This is a genomic window from Streptomyces sp. NPDC002092, assembly GCF_053593775.1.
In genome coordinates, this window is record NZ_JBSFDG010000005.1 from 38,259 (window position 1) to 55,474 (window position 17,216).

The 17,216-nt window shown below is 71.1% G+C and carries 12 protein-coding genes; 3 read left to right on the forward strand and 9 right to left on the reverse strand.

Annotated elements, in window-relative coordinates; genetic code table 11:
- Positions 1–40 precede the first annotated feature (40 nt).
- Complete coding sequence (locus tag ACWCRD_RS12795) at positions 41–1,789, reverse strand: TIGR03767 family metallophosphoesterase (RefSeq protein ID WP_450965885.1); 1,749 nt, start codon at positions 1,787–1,789, stop codon at positions 41–43.
- A 211-nt stretch (positions 1,790–2,000) separates the two neighbouring features.
- Positions 2,001–2,468 (reverse strand): NUDIX hydrolase, encoded by a 468-nt coding sequence (locus ACWCRD_RS12800; RefSeq protein ID WP_450965886.1) that lies wholly within the window; start codon positions 2,466–2,468, stop codon positions 2,001–2,003.
- Positions 2,469–2,650: 182 nt separating this feature from the next.
- On the opposite strand from ACWCRD_RS12800, the gene ACWCRD_RS12805 reads away from it, so the two are divergent.
- A complete protein-coding gene (locus ACWCRD_RS12805) occupies positions 2,651–5,953 on the forward strand; it encodes a S8 family serine peptidase (RefSeq protein ID WP_450965887.1) in 3,303 nt (1,100 codons plus the stop codon).
- An 82-nt stretch (positions 5,954–6,035) separates the two neighbouring features.
- On the opposite strand, the gene ACWCRD_RS12810 is transcribed toward ACWCRD_RS12805, so the two are convergent.
- Both ACWCRD_RS12810 and ACWCRD_RS12815 read right to left on the reverse strand, forming a co-directional pair.
- Positions 6,036–6,758 carry a hypothetical protein gene (locus ACWCRD_RS12810; RefSeq protein ID WP_450965888.1) on the reverse strand — a complete coding sequence of 241 codons (723 nt, stop codon included), beginning with the start codon at positions 6,756–6,758 and terminating at the stop codon, positions 6,036–6,038.
- Between the two features lies 1 nt (position 6,759).
- Entirely contained in the window at positions 6,760–7,287 is a 528-nt protein-coding gene (locus tag ACWCRD_RS12815; protein ID WP_450965889.1) for an RNA polymerase sigma factor, read from the reverse strand.
- 307 nt (positions 7,288–7,594) lie between these two features.
- Here ACWCRD_RS12815 and ACWCRD_RS12820 point away from each other — a divergent pair, with 307 nt between their 5' ends.
- Positions 7,595–8,611 (forward strand): aspartate-semialdehyde dehydrogenase, encoded by a 1,017-nt coding sequence (locus ACWCRD_RS12820; RefSeq protein ID WP_450965890.1) that lies wholly within the window; start codon positions 7,595–7,597, stop codon positions 8,609–8,611.
- 422 nt (positions 8,612–9,033) lie between these two features.
- Complete coding sequence (pepN, locus tag ACWCRD_RS12825; RefSeq protein ID WP_450965891.1) at positions 9,034–11,604, forward strand: aminopeptidase N; 2,571 nt, start codon at positions 9,034–9,036, stop codon at positions 11,602–11,604.
- Between the two features lie 62 nt (positions 11,605–11,666).
- On the opposite strand, the gene ACWCRD_RS12830 is transcribed toward pepN, so the two are convergent.
- The 5 genes from ACWCRD_RS12830 to ACWCRD_RS12850 form a co-directional block, all read right to left on the reverse strand.
- The gene (locus ACWCRD_RS12830; RefSeq protein ID WP_450965892.1) at positions 11,667–12,425 is read right to left on the reverse strand and encodes an SDR family NAD(P)-dependent oxidoreductase; all 759 of its coding nucleotides are present in this window, start codon (positions 12,423–12,425) and stop codon (positions 11,667–11,669) included.
- A 74-nt stretch (positions 12,426–12,499) separates the two neighbouring features.
- Complete coding sequence (locus ACWCRD_RS12835) at positions 12,500–13,822, reverse strand: sigma-70 family RNA polymerase sigma factor (protein ID WP_450965893.1); 1,323 nt, start codon at positions 13,820–13,822, stop codon at positions 12,500–12,502.
- Between the two features lie 521 nt (positions 13,823–14,343).
- A complete protein-coding gene (locus tag ACWCRD_RS12840; protein WP_450965894.1) occupies positions 14,344–15,318 on the reverse strand; it encodes a LysR substrate-binding domain-containing protein in 975 nt (324 codons plus the stop codon).
- 9 nt (positions 15,319–15,327) lie between these two features.
- On the reverse strand, positions 15,328–16,221 hold the full coding sequence (locus tag ACWCRD_RS12845) for a DMT family transporter (protein WP_450965895.1): 894 nt from the start codon (positions 16,219–16,221) through the stop codon (positions 15,328–15,330).
- Between the two features lie 35 nt (positions 16,222–16,256).
- Positions 16,257–17,189 carry an EamA family transporter gene (locus ACWCRD_RS12850; RefSeq protein ID WP_450965896.1) on the reverse strand — a complete coding sequence of 311 codons (933 nt, stop codon included), beginning with the start codon at positions 17,187–17,189 and terminating at the stop codon, positions 16,257–16,259.
- Between the last annotated feature and the right edge of the window lie 27 nt (positions 17,190–17,216).

The window sequence follows — 17,216 nt, forward strand, 5'->3', positions numbered from 1 at the left end:
AGCGTGAGAGTTGATCCACTGCGGGCCGGTTGAGCCGGTTTCAGCCCTTCTTCAGGACCAGTTCCGTGTTGCGGTCGCTCGGGTGGCCGCCGCCGGTCGTGCCGTGGCCGGGGGCGTTGTACGCCAGTTCGCGGTAGAGGGCGGCCAGGCCCGTCTGCGTGAGGTCGGCGAAGTCCGTGCGGTGGGGGGCGGCCGACTCGACCAGGGTCGTGAACAGGGACAGGGTGCCGTCCTTGTTGTCGGCGATCTCGATGACGCGGGCGAGGTGCGGGTAGTCCACGTGCGAGGCGGTCGAGATCTCCCAGAACGAACGGCCGCCGGAGCCCTTGTGCGGGGTGATGTCGTTGCGGTGGATGTGGCCGTTCACCCAGGCGATCACATTGGCGTGCTTGCCGAGCAGGGCCAGGACCTCCTGGCCGTTGTGCCGGCGCTCGTTCGGGCGGGACGGGTCGGCATGGGACGTGTTGTCCATCGTCTGGCTGGTGTGGTGGCTGAAGACGATGGCGTACGAGTCCTTGTTGTCCCGCAGTTGCCTGTCCAGCCAGTTCAACTGGGCCGTTCCGATGGAGCCTTCGTAGTGGCCGCCCGGGTCGGTGGTGTCGATGCTGATGCCGATGACGTCGTCGGAGATACGGAAGGTGTAGTACTGGGTGCCCGCCGCGAGGTTGGCGGAGGAGTAGCCGTGGCCGACCGGGCCGTTGCCGCGGTGGGCCGGGTCGAGGTGGGCCTTGAGGTACTCGGCCGGGGTGTACGGCGCTCGCCTCTCGTCCGCCGTCACCGATCGCATGTCCCGCGCGTGGGCCTTCAGCAGGTCCCGGAAGGCGTGGCCCTGCGGGTCGTTGCCGACGGCGATGTGGTCCAGGAGCTTCTTCGCCTCGGACGCCGGCAGGTTCATCAGCTTCTTGCCGCCGACGGCGTACTCGGCGAGCCAGGAGTCGCCGTGGCCGTAGCAGCCCAGCGGCAGGGCGTCGTGGTTGCCCACGGTGGAGTACCAGGGCAGGTTGAGGCCGGGGCTGCGCACCTCGCGGACGGCGGCGGCGAGGAAGCCGTCGAGGTGCGGGAAGCCTAGCTGCTTGTCGGCGTCGCGGATGGCGGAGTCGGGCTGCCAGAACAGCTTCAGCCCGCTGTTCTGGACGCCCTCGTAGTGCCGCGGATCACCGGAGTTGGGCGTGATCCGCCCACCGCTCATGATGGTGAGGAACCACTCCAGCTCGGTCCCGGAGTTGTTGTCCGTGTTGTCGCCGGTGGTCATGGCGAAGTGCAGCGGCGTCCCGGTGACGGGGGCCCCGCGCAGGGAGTTGATCCGCTCCACGAGCGAGATCGCCCCGTGCACGGTCAGCGCCTCCTGCGGACGCCAGTTGTGCACGGAGGTCGAGCGGAGGTACTCCAGCCGCAGCGGGTGCTGGACGTCCATCAGGTGCAGGTCGGTGAGCTGTACGAACGCGGCGAGCGCGGTACGGCGGCCGGCGCGGCCCGACTTGGGGGCGGCGAGCTCGCTGCGCACGACGCGGGACCAGCCGGGGCCGTCGCCGAGGCGGCGGTAGCCGGAGGAGGTGCGCGGAGCGGCGACCGTGGCGAGGGTGGTGCCCTTGGTGTAGGGCGCGAGGGGGGCGGCCGGGGCCTGGCGGGACTGCGCCACGACCCGGGTGGTGTCGGTTGCGGCCTGGCTGTCGGTGGGCCGCAGGGCGTAGCCGACGCCTGCGGAGACGGCCGCCGCGCCGGTGGCGGCGAGGACGGTACGGCGGTTGATCGCCGGGCTGGTGGCGGCGACAGAGCGTATGCGCGACATGGCGCGATCTCCCCGAGTGGCAACGCGTCGGCAGTGGTCGCGGGCTGTTTCGCTGTCGCGAACAACCCGCTCACCTGGATGCTTGGCACCGGGAATGACCTGCACATGAACGAGACGGCAACGGGCAACGCCGATCACCGTACGTGGATCTTGGGCCACCCTCCGCGTTCACGGCCGCTCGTCGGGCGGCCCGGGGGCGGTCACTCCGCGTTCATCTTTCTGGGTACTGCAAGCAGTTCACCCGCCCCGTCGCCGGCCGCTCCCGCCACAGTGCCAGCCCCACGTCGACCAGTGCGACCCGGCGCAGCCCGGGCACCGTCTCCAGGGGATGCCAGGCCGCCATGTCCGTCGAGCCGCCGATCTCGTGGCGGAGTTCGCCGCCGGTCACCCGGCCCTCGTACACCAGACGCAGTCCGTGGCGGTCGAGGGAGCGGCCGAAGCGGCGTGGGGTGGTGAGCCGGATCGAGTTCACGCCCAGGAGGGCGGTGAGCTCGACGTGGTAGCCGGTCTCCTCCTCCACCTCCCTGACGGCGGCGTCGTAGGGGTCCTCGCCGTGTTCCACGCCGCCGCCGGGCAGGGTCCACTCGGGGCGGCCCTGGTCGTCGGTCCAGCGGGCCAGGAGGAGTTGGTCGTCGCGGACGCATATGGCGTAGGCCGCCACCCTCAGTTTCCTGCGCACGTAGGGACGTTAGTCCGGAACCGCCGGTTCATTTAGCACTATTGGGGACTCATCCCCGTAAAGGGAATCGGGGGTTTTCCCCATACGTCCATATCGTTTCGGTCAACACTTCCCAAACAACTGTCCCTTGGGTAAAGCTGTGCGCTCGTCCGGCACTGAAATCTTCACTCCTAGGGATGCCGATGACCCTCACCCCCCTGAGACCCGTGGCCCGAATAGCCGTGGCCGCCGGTCTTGTCGCCGCGCTCTCCGCGGCCGGGCCGATACCCATGGCCTTCTCCGCCGACGCACCGTCCCCGGGCTCCACCGCCCCCTCGGACGGCAGCGTCAAGTCCGCGCAGGTAAAGCTCGGTTCCGACGACGCGGACCTGCTCGCCGAGGCCAAGGCCGACGGCGACAAGAACGTCACGATGATGATCGCCACCGCCCCGGGGCAGACCGAGCAGGTCGCCGGGCAGCTGGACGCGGTCAAGGGCGGCTCGGTCGGCCGGACCTACGACAAGCTCGGATACGTCCGCGCCACCGTCCCCACCGCGAAGGCGGACGCGGCCATCGCCGCCGCCGCGAAGCTCTCCTCCGTGCACGGCATCGACCTGCGCAAGGAGATACCGCTGGACGACCCGAGCGCGACGGGCGGCTCCAAGTCGGCGTCGGGCACGGTCAGTTACCCCGCGCCGGACAAGAACACGCCCGCCGAGAACCCGTACAACCCGTCCTTCGAGACGGGCGCCGTCGACTTCGTGAAGGACCACCCGAAGGCGGACGGCCGCGGCGTCACCATCGGCATCCTGGACTCCGGTGTCGACCTCGGTCACCCGGCGCTGCAGAAGACCACCACCGGTGAGCGGAAGATCGTCGACTGGGTGACGGCGACCGACCCGATCGTCGACAGCGACGCCACCTGGCGCCCGATGGTGACCTCGGTCTCCGGGCCCACCTTCACCTACGGCGGAAAGACCTGGACGGCGCCCGCCGGGTCGTACCAGGTCAGCACCTTCAGCGAGGCCGCCACCGCGGGCGGCGACGCGAAGGGCGACGCCAACCGGGACGGGGACACGACCGACAAGTGGGGCGTCCTGTACGACGCCGCCGCCGGTACCGTCCGTGTCGACCTGAACAACAACTACGACTTCAGCGACGACACGCCGATGAAGCCGTACAAGGACGGCTATCAGATCGGTTACTTCGGGACCGACGACCCGTCGACCGACGTCGTGGAGCGCCAGCCGTTCGTCGTGCAGATCCGCAAGGACGTGCCGATGGACCCGTTCGGCGGCGACTGGGTCGGCAAGAAGGCCGACTTCGTCAACATCGGCGTCATCGAGTCCGAGCACGGAACGCATGTCGCCGGCATCACCGCCGCCAACGGCCTGTTCGGCGGGAAGATGAACGGCGCGGCGCCCGGCGCGAAGATCGTCTCCTCGCGTGCCTGCACCTGGACCGGCGGCTGCACCAACGTCGGGCTCACCGAGGGCATGATCGACCTCGTCGTGAACCGCGGTGTCGACATCGTCAACATGTCCATCGGCGGTCTGCCGGCGCTCAACGACGGCAACAACGCGCGCGCCGAGCTGTACACGCGGCTCATCGACACCTACGGCGTGCAGCTGGTGATCTCGGCGGGCAACTCCGGCCCGGGCGCGAACACCATCGGCGACCCCGGTCTCGCCGACAAGGTGATCTCCGTGGGCGCCGCCATCTCCAAGGCGACCTGGGCCTCCAACTACGGCTCGGTCGTGGAGAAGAAGTACGCGATGATGCCCTTCTCCTCCCGCGGTCCGCGTGAGGACGGCGGCTTCACGCCGACCCTCGTCGCGCCCGGCGCCGCGATCAACACCACCCAGACCTGGCTGCCGGGCTCCCCGGTCGCCGAGTCGGGCTACTCGCTGCCGGCCGGCTACTCCATGCTGCAGGGCACGTCCATGGCCTCCCCGCAGGCCACGGGCGCCAGCGCGCTGCTGCTGTCGGCCGCCAAGCAGAAGGGCATCGAGCTCAAGCCCGCCACCCTGCGCACGGCCCTGACGTCAACCGCCCACCACATCAAGGGCGTTCAGGCCTACGAGGAGGGCGCGGGCCGCATCGACATCGTCGACGCCTGGGACGCGATCCGCGACGGCGCCACCGCGCACGACGCTGTGCCTTCTGACTACGTCGTGAAGGCCCCTGTCGACACCGCGCTCGACCAGGCCCTGAAGACGCCGGGCTTCGGCACCGGCCTGTACGACCGCGAGGGCGGCCTCAAGGCGGGTGACAGGAAGACGTACGACGTCACGATCACCCGGACCTCCGGCTCCGCCAAGGCGCTCTGGCACGAGCTGAGCATCGAGAACAACGCCGGTGGCACCTTCCGGATCGTCGGCAAGGACGAGGTGAAGCTGCCGCTGAACCAGCCGGTCACCGTCAAGGTGCAGGCGAACCCGAGGTCCGCGGGCATCAAGAGCGCGATCCTCGACGTCGACGACCCGAGCACCGAGGGCGTCGACAAGCAGATCCTGGCCACGGTCGTGGTCTCGACGCCGGTGAAGTACACCTTCACGGCCTCGAACACGGTGCAGCGCAACAGCACGCAGTCGTACTTCGTGACCGTGCCCGAGGGCGCCAAGTCCCTTGAGGTCGCCATCGGCGGGCTGAAGGACAAGAGCCAGACCCGGTTCATCGCCATCCACCCGTACGGCACTCCGGTCGACAACACCGGCACCCCGTACTGCTACCCGAACTACCTCGACGGCAACGGCTGCAAGCCCGACGTGCGTGCGTACGCGGACCCGCAGGCCGGCGTCTGGGAGATCGAGGTCGAGTCGCGCCGTACCTCGCCGCTGCTGGACAACCCGTACAAGCTGGATGTCGCCGTCCTCGGCGCGTCCTTCGACCCGCAGACCGTGACCGTCCCCGAGGCGAAGGTCGGTACCCCGGCCGCCGTCTCCTGGAAGGTGACGAACAAGCTCGCCGCGCTCGACGGCAAGCTGGTCGGCGGCCCGCTCGGCTCGTCGAAGACGGCCCGCCCGACCATCAAGGAGGGCGAGACGCAGACCACCACGGTCGAGGTGCCCGCGGGCGCCAAGTCGCTGGACGTCGCGATCGGCAACGTCTCGGACGCCTCCGCCGACCTCGACCTGGTGGTGAAGAACGCGGCCGGCACCGAGGTCGGCAGGTCCGCCGACGGCGACTCGGAGGAGGCCGTCTCGGTCGCCGGCCCGGCTGCCGGGACGTACACCATCGAGGTCACGGGCTACTCGGTGCCGTCGGGTTCGACGGCGTACGACTACCGGGACGTGTTCTTCTCGTCCTCCCTCGGCACCGTCACCGTCGACGAGTCGGCGCCGGTGAAGCTCGGCACGGGCGGGTCGGCGACCGTCTCCGGCAGCGTCACCGCCGCGGCGGCCGCACCGGAGGGCCGTGAGTTCTTCGGCCAGGTCCAGCTGGTGAACGCACGCGGCACGACCGCGGGCACCGGCAGCGTGAAGATCGAGAAGGTCACGCCGTAGCCGGTCAGTGATACGGCTGTGGGGCGGGCGTCCGTGCGGGCGCCCGCCCTTTTCCGTCGGCGGGGGACGTCAACAGGTCACGTCAGCAGGTCACGTGGGCCGATTCGGGCAGCGCACGGGTGAGCCCCGCGCGTTCGTGGGCGATCGACTTCTCGCCGACGATCACGTAGTCCGGGACGGTGGACTGCGCCGGGACGGCCACCAGGATGTGGTCGCCCTTGTGGAGCGCCTTGCGGAGGGTCTCGTCCTCGATCAGCAGGGTGATCTCCTTCCTGGACTTCTCCGGCTTGTACGAGCGGGTCACGTCCAGGGTGATCCGCTCCTGCCCGGCGGTCCCGTGGACCGGCTGCACCGCCGTCACCTCGCCCTCGGCGACCAGGCGGGTGCAGGCGAGGTAGCCGGGGCTGGAGAAGGCCGAGCCGGTCCTGGCGTTCCCCTCCGCCTTGGAGGCGGAGTCGGCGCTGCCGCCCGACATGGCGTCGACGCCGCTGTTCGCCTGCACCACCAGCCAGCCCAGCCCCGACAGCACGGTCGCGACGGCGGCCACGGCGAGCGAGCCGAAGGCGAACCTGCGCGCCCGGCGCCAGTCCCGGGGCGCCCGTACCGGAACGGGCGCCCGCTCCGGACGCGGCTCCTCGGCCAGCGCGTCCCCGATGAACCCGAGCTGCCGGCGCAGCAGCGCCACATCGGCCGTGGCCCTGCGGTGCTCGGCCGCGAAGCCGGCGTCCGCGCGGGCCTCCTCCGGCGGCTCCTCGCCGGTGATCGCGGCCATCAGCGCATCGACGCTGTTGTGTTCGGCGGTCATCTCACACCACCTCGTCCTCGTGCAGGCGGGCGCGCAGTGCCCGTACCGCCGTGTGCAGCCTGCTCTTGACCGTGCCCTCCGGGATGCCGAGCTCGTCGGCTATCGAGCGGACGGGCAGGTCGGCGTAGAAGCGCAGGACGAGGACCTGGCGCTGGGAGTCGGGGAGCTCGTCGAGGCCCTGGGCGACGGCCAGGGAGAGCACGCTGGTGTCCTCTCCGGACGGGTGCTCCAGCTGGCGCAGGGAGGCGAGGCGCTCGCCGATCCGCTCCTGCCGCTTCTTGGCCCGGTGCCAGTCCATGGCCAGGTTGGAGGCGACGACGGCCGCCCACGCGGAGACGTCGCGCGGGGCCTCGTACCCCTTCGCCGCCCGCTCCAGCAGCCGCAGACGGACCTGCTGCACCCCGTCCGGCAGGTCCGTCTGCGGCACCCCGCCCAGTGCGAGCACCGCCCGCACCCGGCGTTCCTGAGCCGCGTCCAGAGGATCGCCATGATCGTCCTCCTGGCCACGGCGGGCCTTTCTGCGCAGCACAAGCCACCCCCTCACCGCGTTTCCTCTACGACGCCGGAGCCGGCGGAAACGTTCGGCCCGGCCCTGGGGAATCGTGCAGAGGTGTACGTCACACCGGCGCGCGCGGCCTGCACACCTTGCGGTACCGGGCCGTCATAGGGTGAATTTCTCCAGCTCAGCGCGGGTGTGAGCGGAGTTCCGGAACCGTTGATCATGGTGTGGCGTCCCAGGCTTCGGGCATGGAGCGCAAAGAATTGGACAGGCGGACCCGGGTCGGCCGCATGATGGAAACGCCGCAGACATACAGGAACACGCAGAAGGAGTCGCCGTGAGGGTCGGAATCGTCGGAGCCACCGGGCAGGTCGGCACGGTCATGCGCAGGATCCTCAAGGAGCGCGACTTCCCCGTGACCGAGCTGCGGCTGTTCGCCTCGGCCCGCTCGGCGGGGACGGAGCTGGACGGTGTGACGGTGGAGGACGCGGCGACCGCCGACTACACCGGCCTGGACATCGTGCTGTTCTCCGCGGGCGGCGCGACCTCGAAGGCGCTGGCCGAGAAGGTCGCCGCGCAGGGCCCCGTCGTGATCGACAACTCCTCGGCCTGGCGCAAGGACCCCGATGTCCCGCTGGTCGTCTCCGAGGTGAACCCGCACGCGGTCGCGGACCGCCCCAAGGGCATCATCGCCAACCCGAACTGCACGACGATGGCCGCGATGCCGGTCCTCAAGCCGCTGCACGCGGAGGCGGGCCTTCAGGCGCTGGTCGTCGCCACCTACCAGGCGGTGTCCGGCTCGGGTCTCGCGGGCGTGGCGGAGCTGCACGGCCAGGCGCAGAAGGTCGTCGCCGAAGCGGACAAGCTGACGCACGACGGTTCGGCGGTCGACTTCCCGGAGCCGGGCGTCTACAAGCGCCCCATCGCCTTCAACGTCCTGCCCTTCGCGGGCAACCTCGTCGAGGACGGCCTGAACGAGACGGACGAGGAGCAGAAGCTCCGCAACGAGTCCCGCAAGATCCTGGAGATCCCCGAGCTCAAGGTCTCCGGCACCTGCGTCCGCGTCCCGGTCTTCTCCGGCCACTCCCTCCAGGTCAACGCCCGCTTCGCCCGCCCGATCTCCCCGGAGCGCGCGACGGAGCTGCTGGCGGGCGCCCCGGGTGTCGCGCTCTCCGAGATCCCGACCCCCCTTGAGGCCGCCGGCCAGGACCCGTCCTACGTCGGCCGCATCCGTCGCGACGAGACCGTGGACAACGGCCTCGCGCTGTTCATCTCCAACGACAACCTCCGCAAGGGCGCGGCCCTGAACGCGGTGCAGATCGCGGAGCTGGTGGCGGCGGAGCTGAAGGGCTGACACCGGCGCGTACGGCAGGCGGGGCGGGGTACCGGCAGGTGCCCCGCCCCGCCTGCCGCTGCGGGCGCGAACGTGCCGCGGCGTGAAGGCTCCGCCCCTTCGACCCCGCCCAGGGGGCTCGCCCCCTGGACCCCCATCGGCCCTCCGGGCCTCGTCCTCAAGCGCCGGACGGGCTGAAAAGCACGGGGCCGGGCCAGAAGTCACCGAACACCGTCCGATCCGCACTGGTTCACCGCCGGTCGGCGAAATCCAGCCCGTCCGGCGTTTGAGGACGAGGCCCCTCAAGGGCCGAAGCGGGGGGCTGGGGGCGGCAGCCCCCAAACACACGCTGACCGGGGCGACCCATCGGGAAAACCCTCGTCGCCCTCCCCACGGTCCCGTGGAAGGATGGCTGAACCGACACATGACGAGGAGATGACCGCGTGCCTGGCACAAACCTGACCCGCGAAGAGGCGCAGCAGCGGGCGAAGCTGCTCACCGTTGACTCGTACGAGATCGATCTCGACCTCTCCGGCGCGCAGGAGGGCGGCACCTACAGGTCTGTGACGACGGTGCGCTTCGACGTGGCCGAAAACGGGGCCGAGTCCTTCATCGACCTGGTGGCCCCGACCGTCCACGAGGTGACGCTCAACGGCGACGCCCTCGACCCCGCCGAGCTCTTCAAGGACTCGCGGATCGCCCTCCCGGGGCTGCTCGAGGGCCGTAACATCCTCCGGGTCGTCGCCGACTGCGCCTACACCAACACCGGTGAGGGACTGCACCGATTCGTCGACCCGGTCGACCAACAGGCCTATCTCTACACACAGTTCGAGGTCCCGGACGCCCGCCGCGTGTTCGCGTCGTTCGAGCAGCCGGACCTCAAGGCGACCTTCCAGTTCACGGTGAAGGCCCCGACCGGCTGGACCGTCATCTCCAACTCGCCGACGCCCGAGCCCAAGGACGACACCTGGGTCTTCGAGCCGACGCCGCGGATCTCGTCGTACATCACGGCGCTGATCGTCGGCCCGTACCACTCCGTGCACAGCGTGTACGAGAAGGACGGGCAGTCCGTGCCGCTGGGCATCTACTGCCGGCCCTCGCTCGCCGAGTTCCTCGACTCCGACGCGATCTTCGAGGTCACCCGGCAGGGCTTCGAGTGGTTCCAGGAGAAGTTCGACTACGCGTACCCGTTCAAGAAGTACGACCAGCTGTTCGTGCCGGAGTTCAACGCGGGCGCGATGGAGAACGCGGGTGCGGTGACCATCCGGGACCAGTACGTGTTCCGCTCCAAGGTCACCGACGCGTCGTACGAGCTGCGCGCGGAGACCATCCTGCACGAGCTGGCGCACATGTGGTTCGGCGACCTGGTCACCATGGAGTGGTGGAACGACCTGTGGCTGAACGAGTCGTTCGCCACCTACACCTCCATCGCCTGCCAGTCGTACCACCCCCAGTCGCGCTGGCCGCACTCCTGGACCACGTTCGCCAACTCCATGAAGACGTGGGCCTACCGGCAGGACCAGCTGCCCTCCACCCACCCGATCATGGCCGAGATCAACGACCTGGACGACGTCCTGGTCAACTTCGACGGCATCACCTACGCCAAGGGCGCCAGCGTCCTGAAGCAGCTCGTCGCCTACGTCGGCATGGACGAGTTCTTCGGGGGCGTGCAGGCGTACTTCAAGCGTCACGCGTACGGCAACACCCGCCTGTCCGACCTGCTGGGCGCGCTGGAGGAGACCTCCGGCCGCGACCTGAGGAACTGGTCGGAGAAGTGGCTGCAGACGGCGGGCATCAACGTCCTGCGGCCCGAGGTCGAGACGGACGCCTCCGGTGTCGTCACCTCCTTCGCCATCCGCCAGGAGGCCCCGGCTCTCCCCGCGGGCGCCAAGGGCGAGCCCACGCTCCGCCCGCACCGCATCGCGGTCGGCCTGTACGAACTCGACGAGGACAGCGGCAAGCTGGTCCGTGACGAGCGCATCGAGCTGGACGTCGACGGTGAACTGACCGCCGTACCGCAGCTGGTGGGCAGGCGCCGCCCGGCCGTCGTCCTGCTCAACGACGACGACCTGTCGTACGCCAAGGTCCGCCTCGACGAGAAGTCCCTGGCGTTCGTGACCGAGCACCTGGGCGACTTCGAGTCGTCTCTTCCCCGTGCCCTGTGCTGGGCCTCCGCCTGGGACATGACGCGGGACGCGGAGCTCGCGACCCGCGACTACCTCTCGCTGGTCCTGTCGGGCATCGGCAAGGAGTCCGACATCGGTGTCGTGCAGTCGCTGCACCGCCAGGTGAAGCTGGCGATCGACCTGTACGCCGACCCGGCGGCCCGCGAGGCCCTGCTCACCCGCTGGACCGACGCCACGCTGGCCCATCTGCGTGCGGCCGAGCCGGGCAGCGACCACCAGCTGGCCTGGGCGCGGGCGTTCGCGGCGACCGCCAGGACCCCGGAGCAGCTGGACCTGCTGGAGGCGCTGCTCGACGGTTCGCAGACCATCGAGGGCCTGGTCGTCGACACCGAGCTGCGCTGGGCGTTCGTGCAGCGGCTGGCCGCGGTGGGCCGCTACGACGAGGCGGAGATCGCCGGCGAGTACGAGCGGGACAAGACAGCCGCGGGCGAGCGCCATGCGGCCAGTGCCCGTGCCGCCCGGCCGACCGTGGAGGCGAAGGCGGAGGTCTGGGCGCAGGTCGTCGAGTCCGACAAGCTGCCGAACGCCGTCCAGGAGGCGGTCATCGGCGGCTTCGTCCAGACCGATCAGCGGGAGCTGCTCGCCCCGTACGCCGAGAAGTACTTCGAGGTGGTCAAGGACGTCTGGGACTCCCGCTCGCACGAGATCGCCCAGCAGATCGTCGTCGGCCTCTACCCGGCCGTCCAGGTGTCGCAGGAGACCCTGGACCGGACGGACGCCTGGCTCGCCTCCGCCGAGCCCAGCGCGGCCCTGCGGCGGCTGGTCTCCGAGTCCCGGTCGGGAGTGGAGCGGGCGCTGAAGGCGCAGGCGGCGGACGCGCAGGCGTAGTCACCCGCGGCCGTACGAGAACGAGGGCGCCCGGTGTCACACCGGGCGCCCTTCGCGTTTCCTCACCGTACGACCATCCCGCCCGTCACGTTGACGAACGTGCCCGTGATGCCGCCCGCCTGGTCCGAGGCGAGGAAGACCGCGGTGGCGGCGACCTCGGCGAGGCTCGGGTTGCGGCGGGTCATGCGCATTCCGGCGAGGCCGTCGACGATGCCCCGGACGGCGGCTTCGTCGATGGCCGGGTTGACCGCGGAGAGCTTCTCGACGGTGAACGTCTCGGGTACGCCGGCCGCCCACAGGCCCACGGCGCGCACCCCGCGGGGACCGCACTCCAGGGCCAGGTTGCGGACGAGCGTGTCGATGGCGGCGTCGGCGGGTCCCGTGCCGCCCATCATCGGACTGCCGTGCGCGGAGCCGCTGTTGAGGGTGAGGATCACGCCGGAGCCGCGCTCGGCCATCCGGCGGGCGGCACCGCGGGCGGTGATGAAGTTGGCGCGGACACCGTTGAGAACGGGTCGCAGGAAGTCGTCCACGGGCATGTCGGTGAGCGGGGCGCCCTGAACATCGCCGCGGGTGACGAGGTTGAACGAGATGTCGACGTCCCCGACGCCCGCGAGGTGCTCTTCGACGGCCGCCTCGTCGAGGGCGTCCACGACGGCGACCTCGGCGTCCTTGATGTCGGCGGCCACGGCCTCCAGCGTTTCCCGGGTCCGTCCGACCAGGTGGACGCGGGCTCCCTCGGCGGCGAAGGCGCGGGCGACCGCACCGCCGATCGAGCCGCCGGCGCCGTACACGATCGCGGTCTTGTCGGTGAGCAGCATGATGATCTCCTCGGTGAGGTGTTCCGTATCGGTCGGTCATACAGACGCACGGCACCCCGATCACTCATCGGTCGTCACAGCCGCAGCGGCAGTCCGAAGGCCGGGAAGAGGTGCGGTTCGAAGGACGTGATCTCCACGATCCGGTCGTCGGCGTCGAAGCGCAGGACGTCGAGAACCTGGGCGCGGTGGACGTGCGTACCGGGTCTGCGGACGTAACCGCCCGCCGCGAGCTGTCCGTTGGCGCGGGCGGGCAGATGGCGCCAGTGGCCGAAGAACATGGGGGACGCGGGGTCGAGGGTGGGGCGCAGGAACTCGACGAGGGCGTCCCGGCCGGTGAACCAGAACGGGTTGGGCGGCATGGTGAGCGTGACGTCCTTGCTGAGCAGGTCGGTCATCGCGGCGAAGTCGAGCTGCTCGGCGGCGCTCATGTACCGCTGCAGGACGGTGCGTTGGGCTTCCGTCGGCTCGCCCGCGCTCCACTCCGCGCGCTTCCCGGGCAGATGGTCGCGGAGGGTGGGCCGGGCCCGCTGCAGGGCGCTGTTGGCGGAGGCCACGGTCAGGTCGAGGGCCTCGGCGGTCTCGGCGGCGGTCAGGCCGAGCACGTCCCGCAGGATCAGCACGGCCCGCTGGCGGGGCGGGAGGTGCTGGATGGCGGCGAGGAAGACCAGCTCCAGGGTCTCGCGGGAGACGGCGGCGACGTCCGGCCGGTCCTCCTCGGCCGTGGGCAGCTCGTCGTCCGGGTAGGGCTGCAGCCAGGTGATGCGGGCGGGCGCCTCGCCGGTGCCGTGGTTCATGCCGGGGATGGGCTCGTAGCGCTGCGGGCGACGGGCGGTGCGGCGCTGGAAGTCCAGGCAGGCGTTGGTGGCGATGCGGTACAGCCAGGTGCGGGCGCCGGCCCGCCCCTCGAAGGACTCCCGGGCCCGCCAGGCCCGCAGGAACGTCTCCTGCACCAGGTCCTCGGAGTCGTCGTAGGAGCCGGTCATGCGGTAGCAGTGGACATGGATCTCCCGGCGGTGGGACTCGGTGAGGGTGGCGAAGTCGGCTTCCGTGAGGGGGATTTCCGTAACGGCTCTCGGTGTTACGGAAGGCTCGGCGGACCCCTGGGGTTCCTTCGCGGTGTCCCGGGCTGTCCGGGCGACCCGCCGCAGCCGCGCCACGGCGGCCGACAGGTCGGCCACCCCGGAGTACAGGACCGAGGGCGGCTGCGGTGTGAGTTCCTGGACCTGCCGCCCGATGTCGTCGATCAGGCGCTGCACACTGGCCCCCGTCCCGGTCCCCTGCCGCTCCCGGTACGCCTTCTGCCGGCAGGCGGCCGAGCAGTACACGGAGCTGCGGCCGGTGCGGCCCGCCCGTGCGGGGAGCGGTTTGCCGCAGCTGGCACAGGTGTCGGCGACCACGGGCACCTCCGGGGTGGTGAAGGCATTGCGTCACGCGGGGACGGTGTGACGCTATCGCGACGCGGGGGCCGGAGGGGGCCTCCGGTCACGCCGATTCCGACGGCCCGGCGAGACGACTACGCGCCGCCCCGCGAGACGCGGACACAGACAACGGCCGTCACCGACCCCAGGCGGCGGGAGCGACCCCCTGGTCACGCCGGTGCGGACGGCCGGGTGAGGTGGGTGCGGGCGATCTTGCGGAACGCGGACACCACCAGACGGCTGCGGTCGCCGGCGCGGGTGGCGAGGGTGACCTGGCTGGTCTCCACGCCGTGCAGGGGGATCGCGGTGACGTCGGGGCGCAGCCGGACGCCGGTCGGGTAGGCCGTGATGACCAGGGCCTCCCGGCGGCGACCTCGGACTTGTCCTCCAGGTCGAGGATCTCGGGCTCGTCGTAGAGGACGGTCACCTCCAACTGGTCGGTGGCGAAGGGCAGTCGGGTCACCACGGCGTCCACCCGGCGTTCGTCGGCGTCCGGATGTTCATCTGAGGCGCGTCGGCCGTCGGTCTTCTGCCGGCCAGTCGTGGCTGGTCGCGCAGTTCCCCGCGCCCCTTTGGGGCGCGGTGGTCGCCACCTCCCGCAACGCCCCCAGCACCCTCCCCACCGCCGCCCCTTCCCCGGCCCCTTTCCGTACGGCCGCCACCACGTGCCTCCGGGGCCGGTCCTCCGTCAGCTGCCGCATCGCGACGCCTTCCCTCGCCACGACCGCCATGCGCGGCACCAGCGCGACCCCCATCCCGGCCTCCACCATCGCCAGGATCGCCGTCCACCCGGCCGCCGAATGGCCTTGCACGGGGCTGAACCCGGCCGCCTCGCAGGCCCCGCGGGTGATGTCCGACCAGGGCCCGCTGCCGCCGAAGATCCACGGTTCCTTGGCGAGGTCGGCCAGCCGCAGCCCCTCGGCGGCGGCGAGCGGGTGGTCGCGGGGCAGGGCGAGGTCGAGGGGGTCGGCGAGCAGCGGGACGCGGGTGAAGCGGGGGTCGGCGGCGGTGGGGGCCTGGGCGGCGAGGGACAGCGCGAGGTCGACGTCCCCGGCGGCCAGCAGCTCGTACGCCTCCCCCGCCTCCGCCTCCCGCACCCGTACGCTCACTCCGGGGTGCCGGGTGCGCAGCATCCGTACGGCGGGCACGACCAGAGCGGGTACGGCAGTGGAGAAGGCGCCGACCCGCACCTCGCCGGCCTCGCCCTGGGTGTAGGCCGCCAACTCGGCGTCGGCACGCTCCAGTTGCTCGAACACGGCCTCCGCGTGCCGCAGCACCAGCCGCGCCGCGTCCGTCAGCCGCACCCGCCGCCCCTGCGCCTCCAGCAGGGGCACCCCGAGCTGCCTGGCCAGATTGGTCAGCTGCTGGGACACCGCGGAGGGCGTCATCCGCAGCGCCTCGGCGGTCGCGGTGACCGTCTCCCGCTCCCTGAGCGTCCGCAGGATCTGCAGCTTCCGGATGTCCCACTCGGTCATGGCGGCAACCTATACGGCGGCGCCCAGCACCACCCCGCCGAGGATCAGCGCCATGCTCAGAGCCTGCGGCCGGCCGATCTGCTCCCCGAGCACCGCCCAGGACAGCAAGGCCACGCACACCGGCTGCAGGTAGTAGACCGTCCCCGCCCGGGCCGCACCGATCAGGCCGATCGCCTTGTTCCAGGCGAAGAACGCGACGGCGGAGGAGGCGACGCCGACGTAGAGGAGCGGGAGGACGGTTCCGGGTGTCGGTGTGAAGGCGCCCTGCGCCGCCACGCTCACGGCCTGGGCGGGCAGCAGCAGGGCGGTGCCGAGCAGGAAGGTGGTGAAGAGAAAGGCCGTGCCGTCGAGTTCGGCCGGCCTGAGCCGCAGCAGCGCGCTGTACGAGCCGAAGCAGCAGGCGGCGGCGATCATCCAGAGGTCCCCCGCGGCGAGTCCGGCTCCCCCGCCCATCAGCAGTACGACGCCTCCGCAGGCCGTCGCCACCCCCGTGACCCGGCGCGCGCCCAGCCGCGCGCCGCCCACCCGCTCGAACGCCGCCATCAGCACGGGCGAAGCGGCCATGATCATGCCCATGTTGGCGGCCGGGACGGTGAGCCCGGCCTGGTTGACCAGGGTGTTGTAGACGGTGACACCGAGGAGCGAGGCGAGCAGCACGAACCCGAGGTGACGTCGTATCAACTCTCGCTGTCGCCAGGCCTTTCGGGCCCCGAACGGCGCCACCGCCACCAACGCGACCACCCACCGCCAGAACGCCTGCTGCACCGGCGGCACGCTGTCGTGCAGCGCCCGCGAGGTGACGAAGCTGCCGGACCAGACCACGGTGGTGAGGGCGGCGAGAGCGAGTCCTCGCAGTGAGCGGGCGGTGGGAGGGGAGGCGGTCCGGTCGAGGGCGACGGCCACGGAGGTCCTTTCGGCGACGGGTGATCTCGGTGGATCTACCGTCGCAGCGACACACCTGTCAGGTCCATCGAATCTTTTCGACCGTTCATTTCAGCAGAACTGAACAATTGAGCGCGAGCCGGCCTTGTCGCCTGCCCCGCCACCGTCGCGCCGAACGCCAGCGCCATGCCCGCGAGTTGAACCGGCGTGAGCGCCTGGCCGAGGGCCGCCCAGCCGACCACGGCCGCGGTCAGCGGGGAGAGCGGGCCGAGGAAGGTGACCTGGGTGGCGGTGAGGCGGCCGATGCCGCGGAACCAGAGCCAGTAGGCGACGGCCGTGTTGGCGAGGGCGAGGTAGAGGTAGCCGCCGACCGCGCGGGCGTCCAGGGCGGGCGGGGCGCCCTCGACGAGGAGGGCGAGCGGGGCGATGAGCAGCCCGCCGGCCGTCAGCTGCCAGCCGGTGAGGGCGAGCGGGCCCACGCCCTCGGGGCGCCCCCACTTCTTGGTCAGTACGGTGCCGGTGGACATCGACGCGGACGAGGCGAGGGCGGCCAGCACGCCTACCGCGTCGAGCGCCCCGGCCGCCTTCAGCACGACGAGGCTGACGCCGAACGCCGCCACGACCCCGGCGAGCAGCGCCCGCCCCGTCGGCCGCTGCCCCAGGAGCAGCGCCGACAGCCCCACCACGAACAGCGGCCCGACCGAGCCGACGACGGCCGCCATGCCGCCGGGCAGCCGGTACGCGGACAGGAACAGCAGCGGAAAAAAGGCGCCGATGTTCAGCGCACCGAGCACGGCCGCCTTCCACCACCAGGCACCGCGCGGCAGCACCCGGGTGACGGCCAGCAGCAGCAGACCGGCGGGCAGGGCTCGTGCCAGAGCGGTGAACAGGGGACGGTCGGCCGGGAGGAACTGGGTGGTGACGGCGTAGGTGGTGCCCCAGGAGACGGGGGCGAGGGCGGTGAGCAGGACGGTCGCGATCCGTTTCATGACCGGGTTCCTTCGGGGTGGTGGGCG

What these genes read in the sequence shown, in the direction of transcription:
- ACWCRD_RS12795 (WP_450965885.1), bottom strand. Translation starts at nt 1,789, where the DNA reads ATGTCGCGCATACGCTCTGTCGCCGCCACCAGCCCGGCGATCAACCGC.
- ACWCRD_RS12805 (WP_450965887.1), top strand. Translation starts at nt 2,651, where the DNA reads ATGACCCTCACCCCCCTGAGACCCGTGGCCCGAATAGCCGTGGCCGCC.
- ACWCRD_RS12810 (WP_450965888.1), bottom strand. Translation starts at nt 6,758, where the DNA reads ATGACCGCCGAACACAACAGCGTCGATGCGCTGATGGCCGCGATCACC.
- ACWCRD_RS12830 (WP_450965892.1), bottom strand. Translation starts at nt 12,425, where the DNA reads ATGCTGCTCACCGACAAGACCGCGATCGTGTACGGCGCCGGCGGCTCG.
- ACWCRD_RS12840 (WP_450965894.1), bottom strand. Translation starts at nt 15,318, where the DNA reads ATGACCGAGTGGGACATCCGGAAGCTGCAGATCCTGCGGACGCTCAGG.
- ACWCRD_RS12850 (WP_450965896.1), bottom strand. Translation starts at nt 17,189, where the DNA reads ATGAAACGGATCGCGACCGTCCTGCTCACCGCCCTCGCCCCCGTCTCC.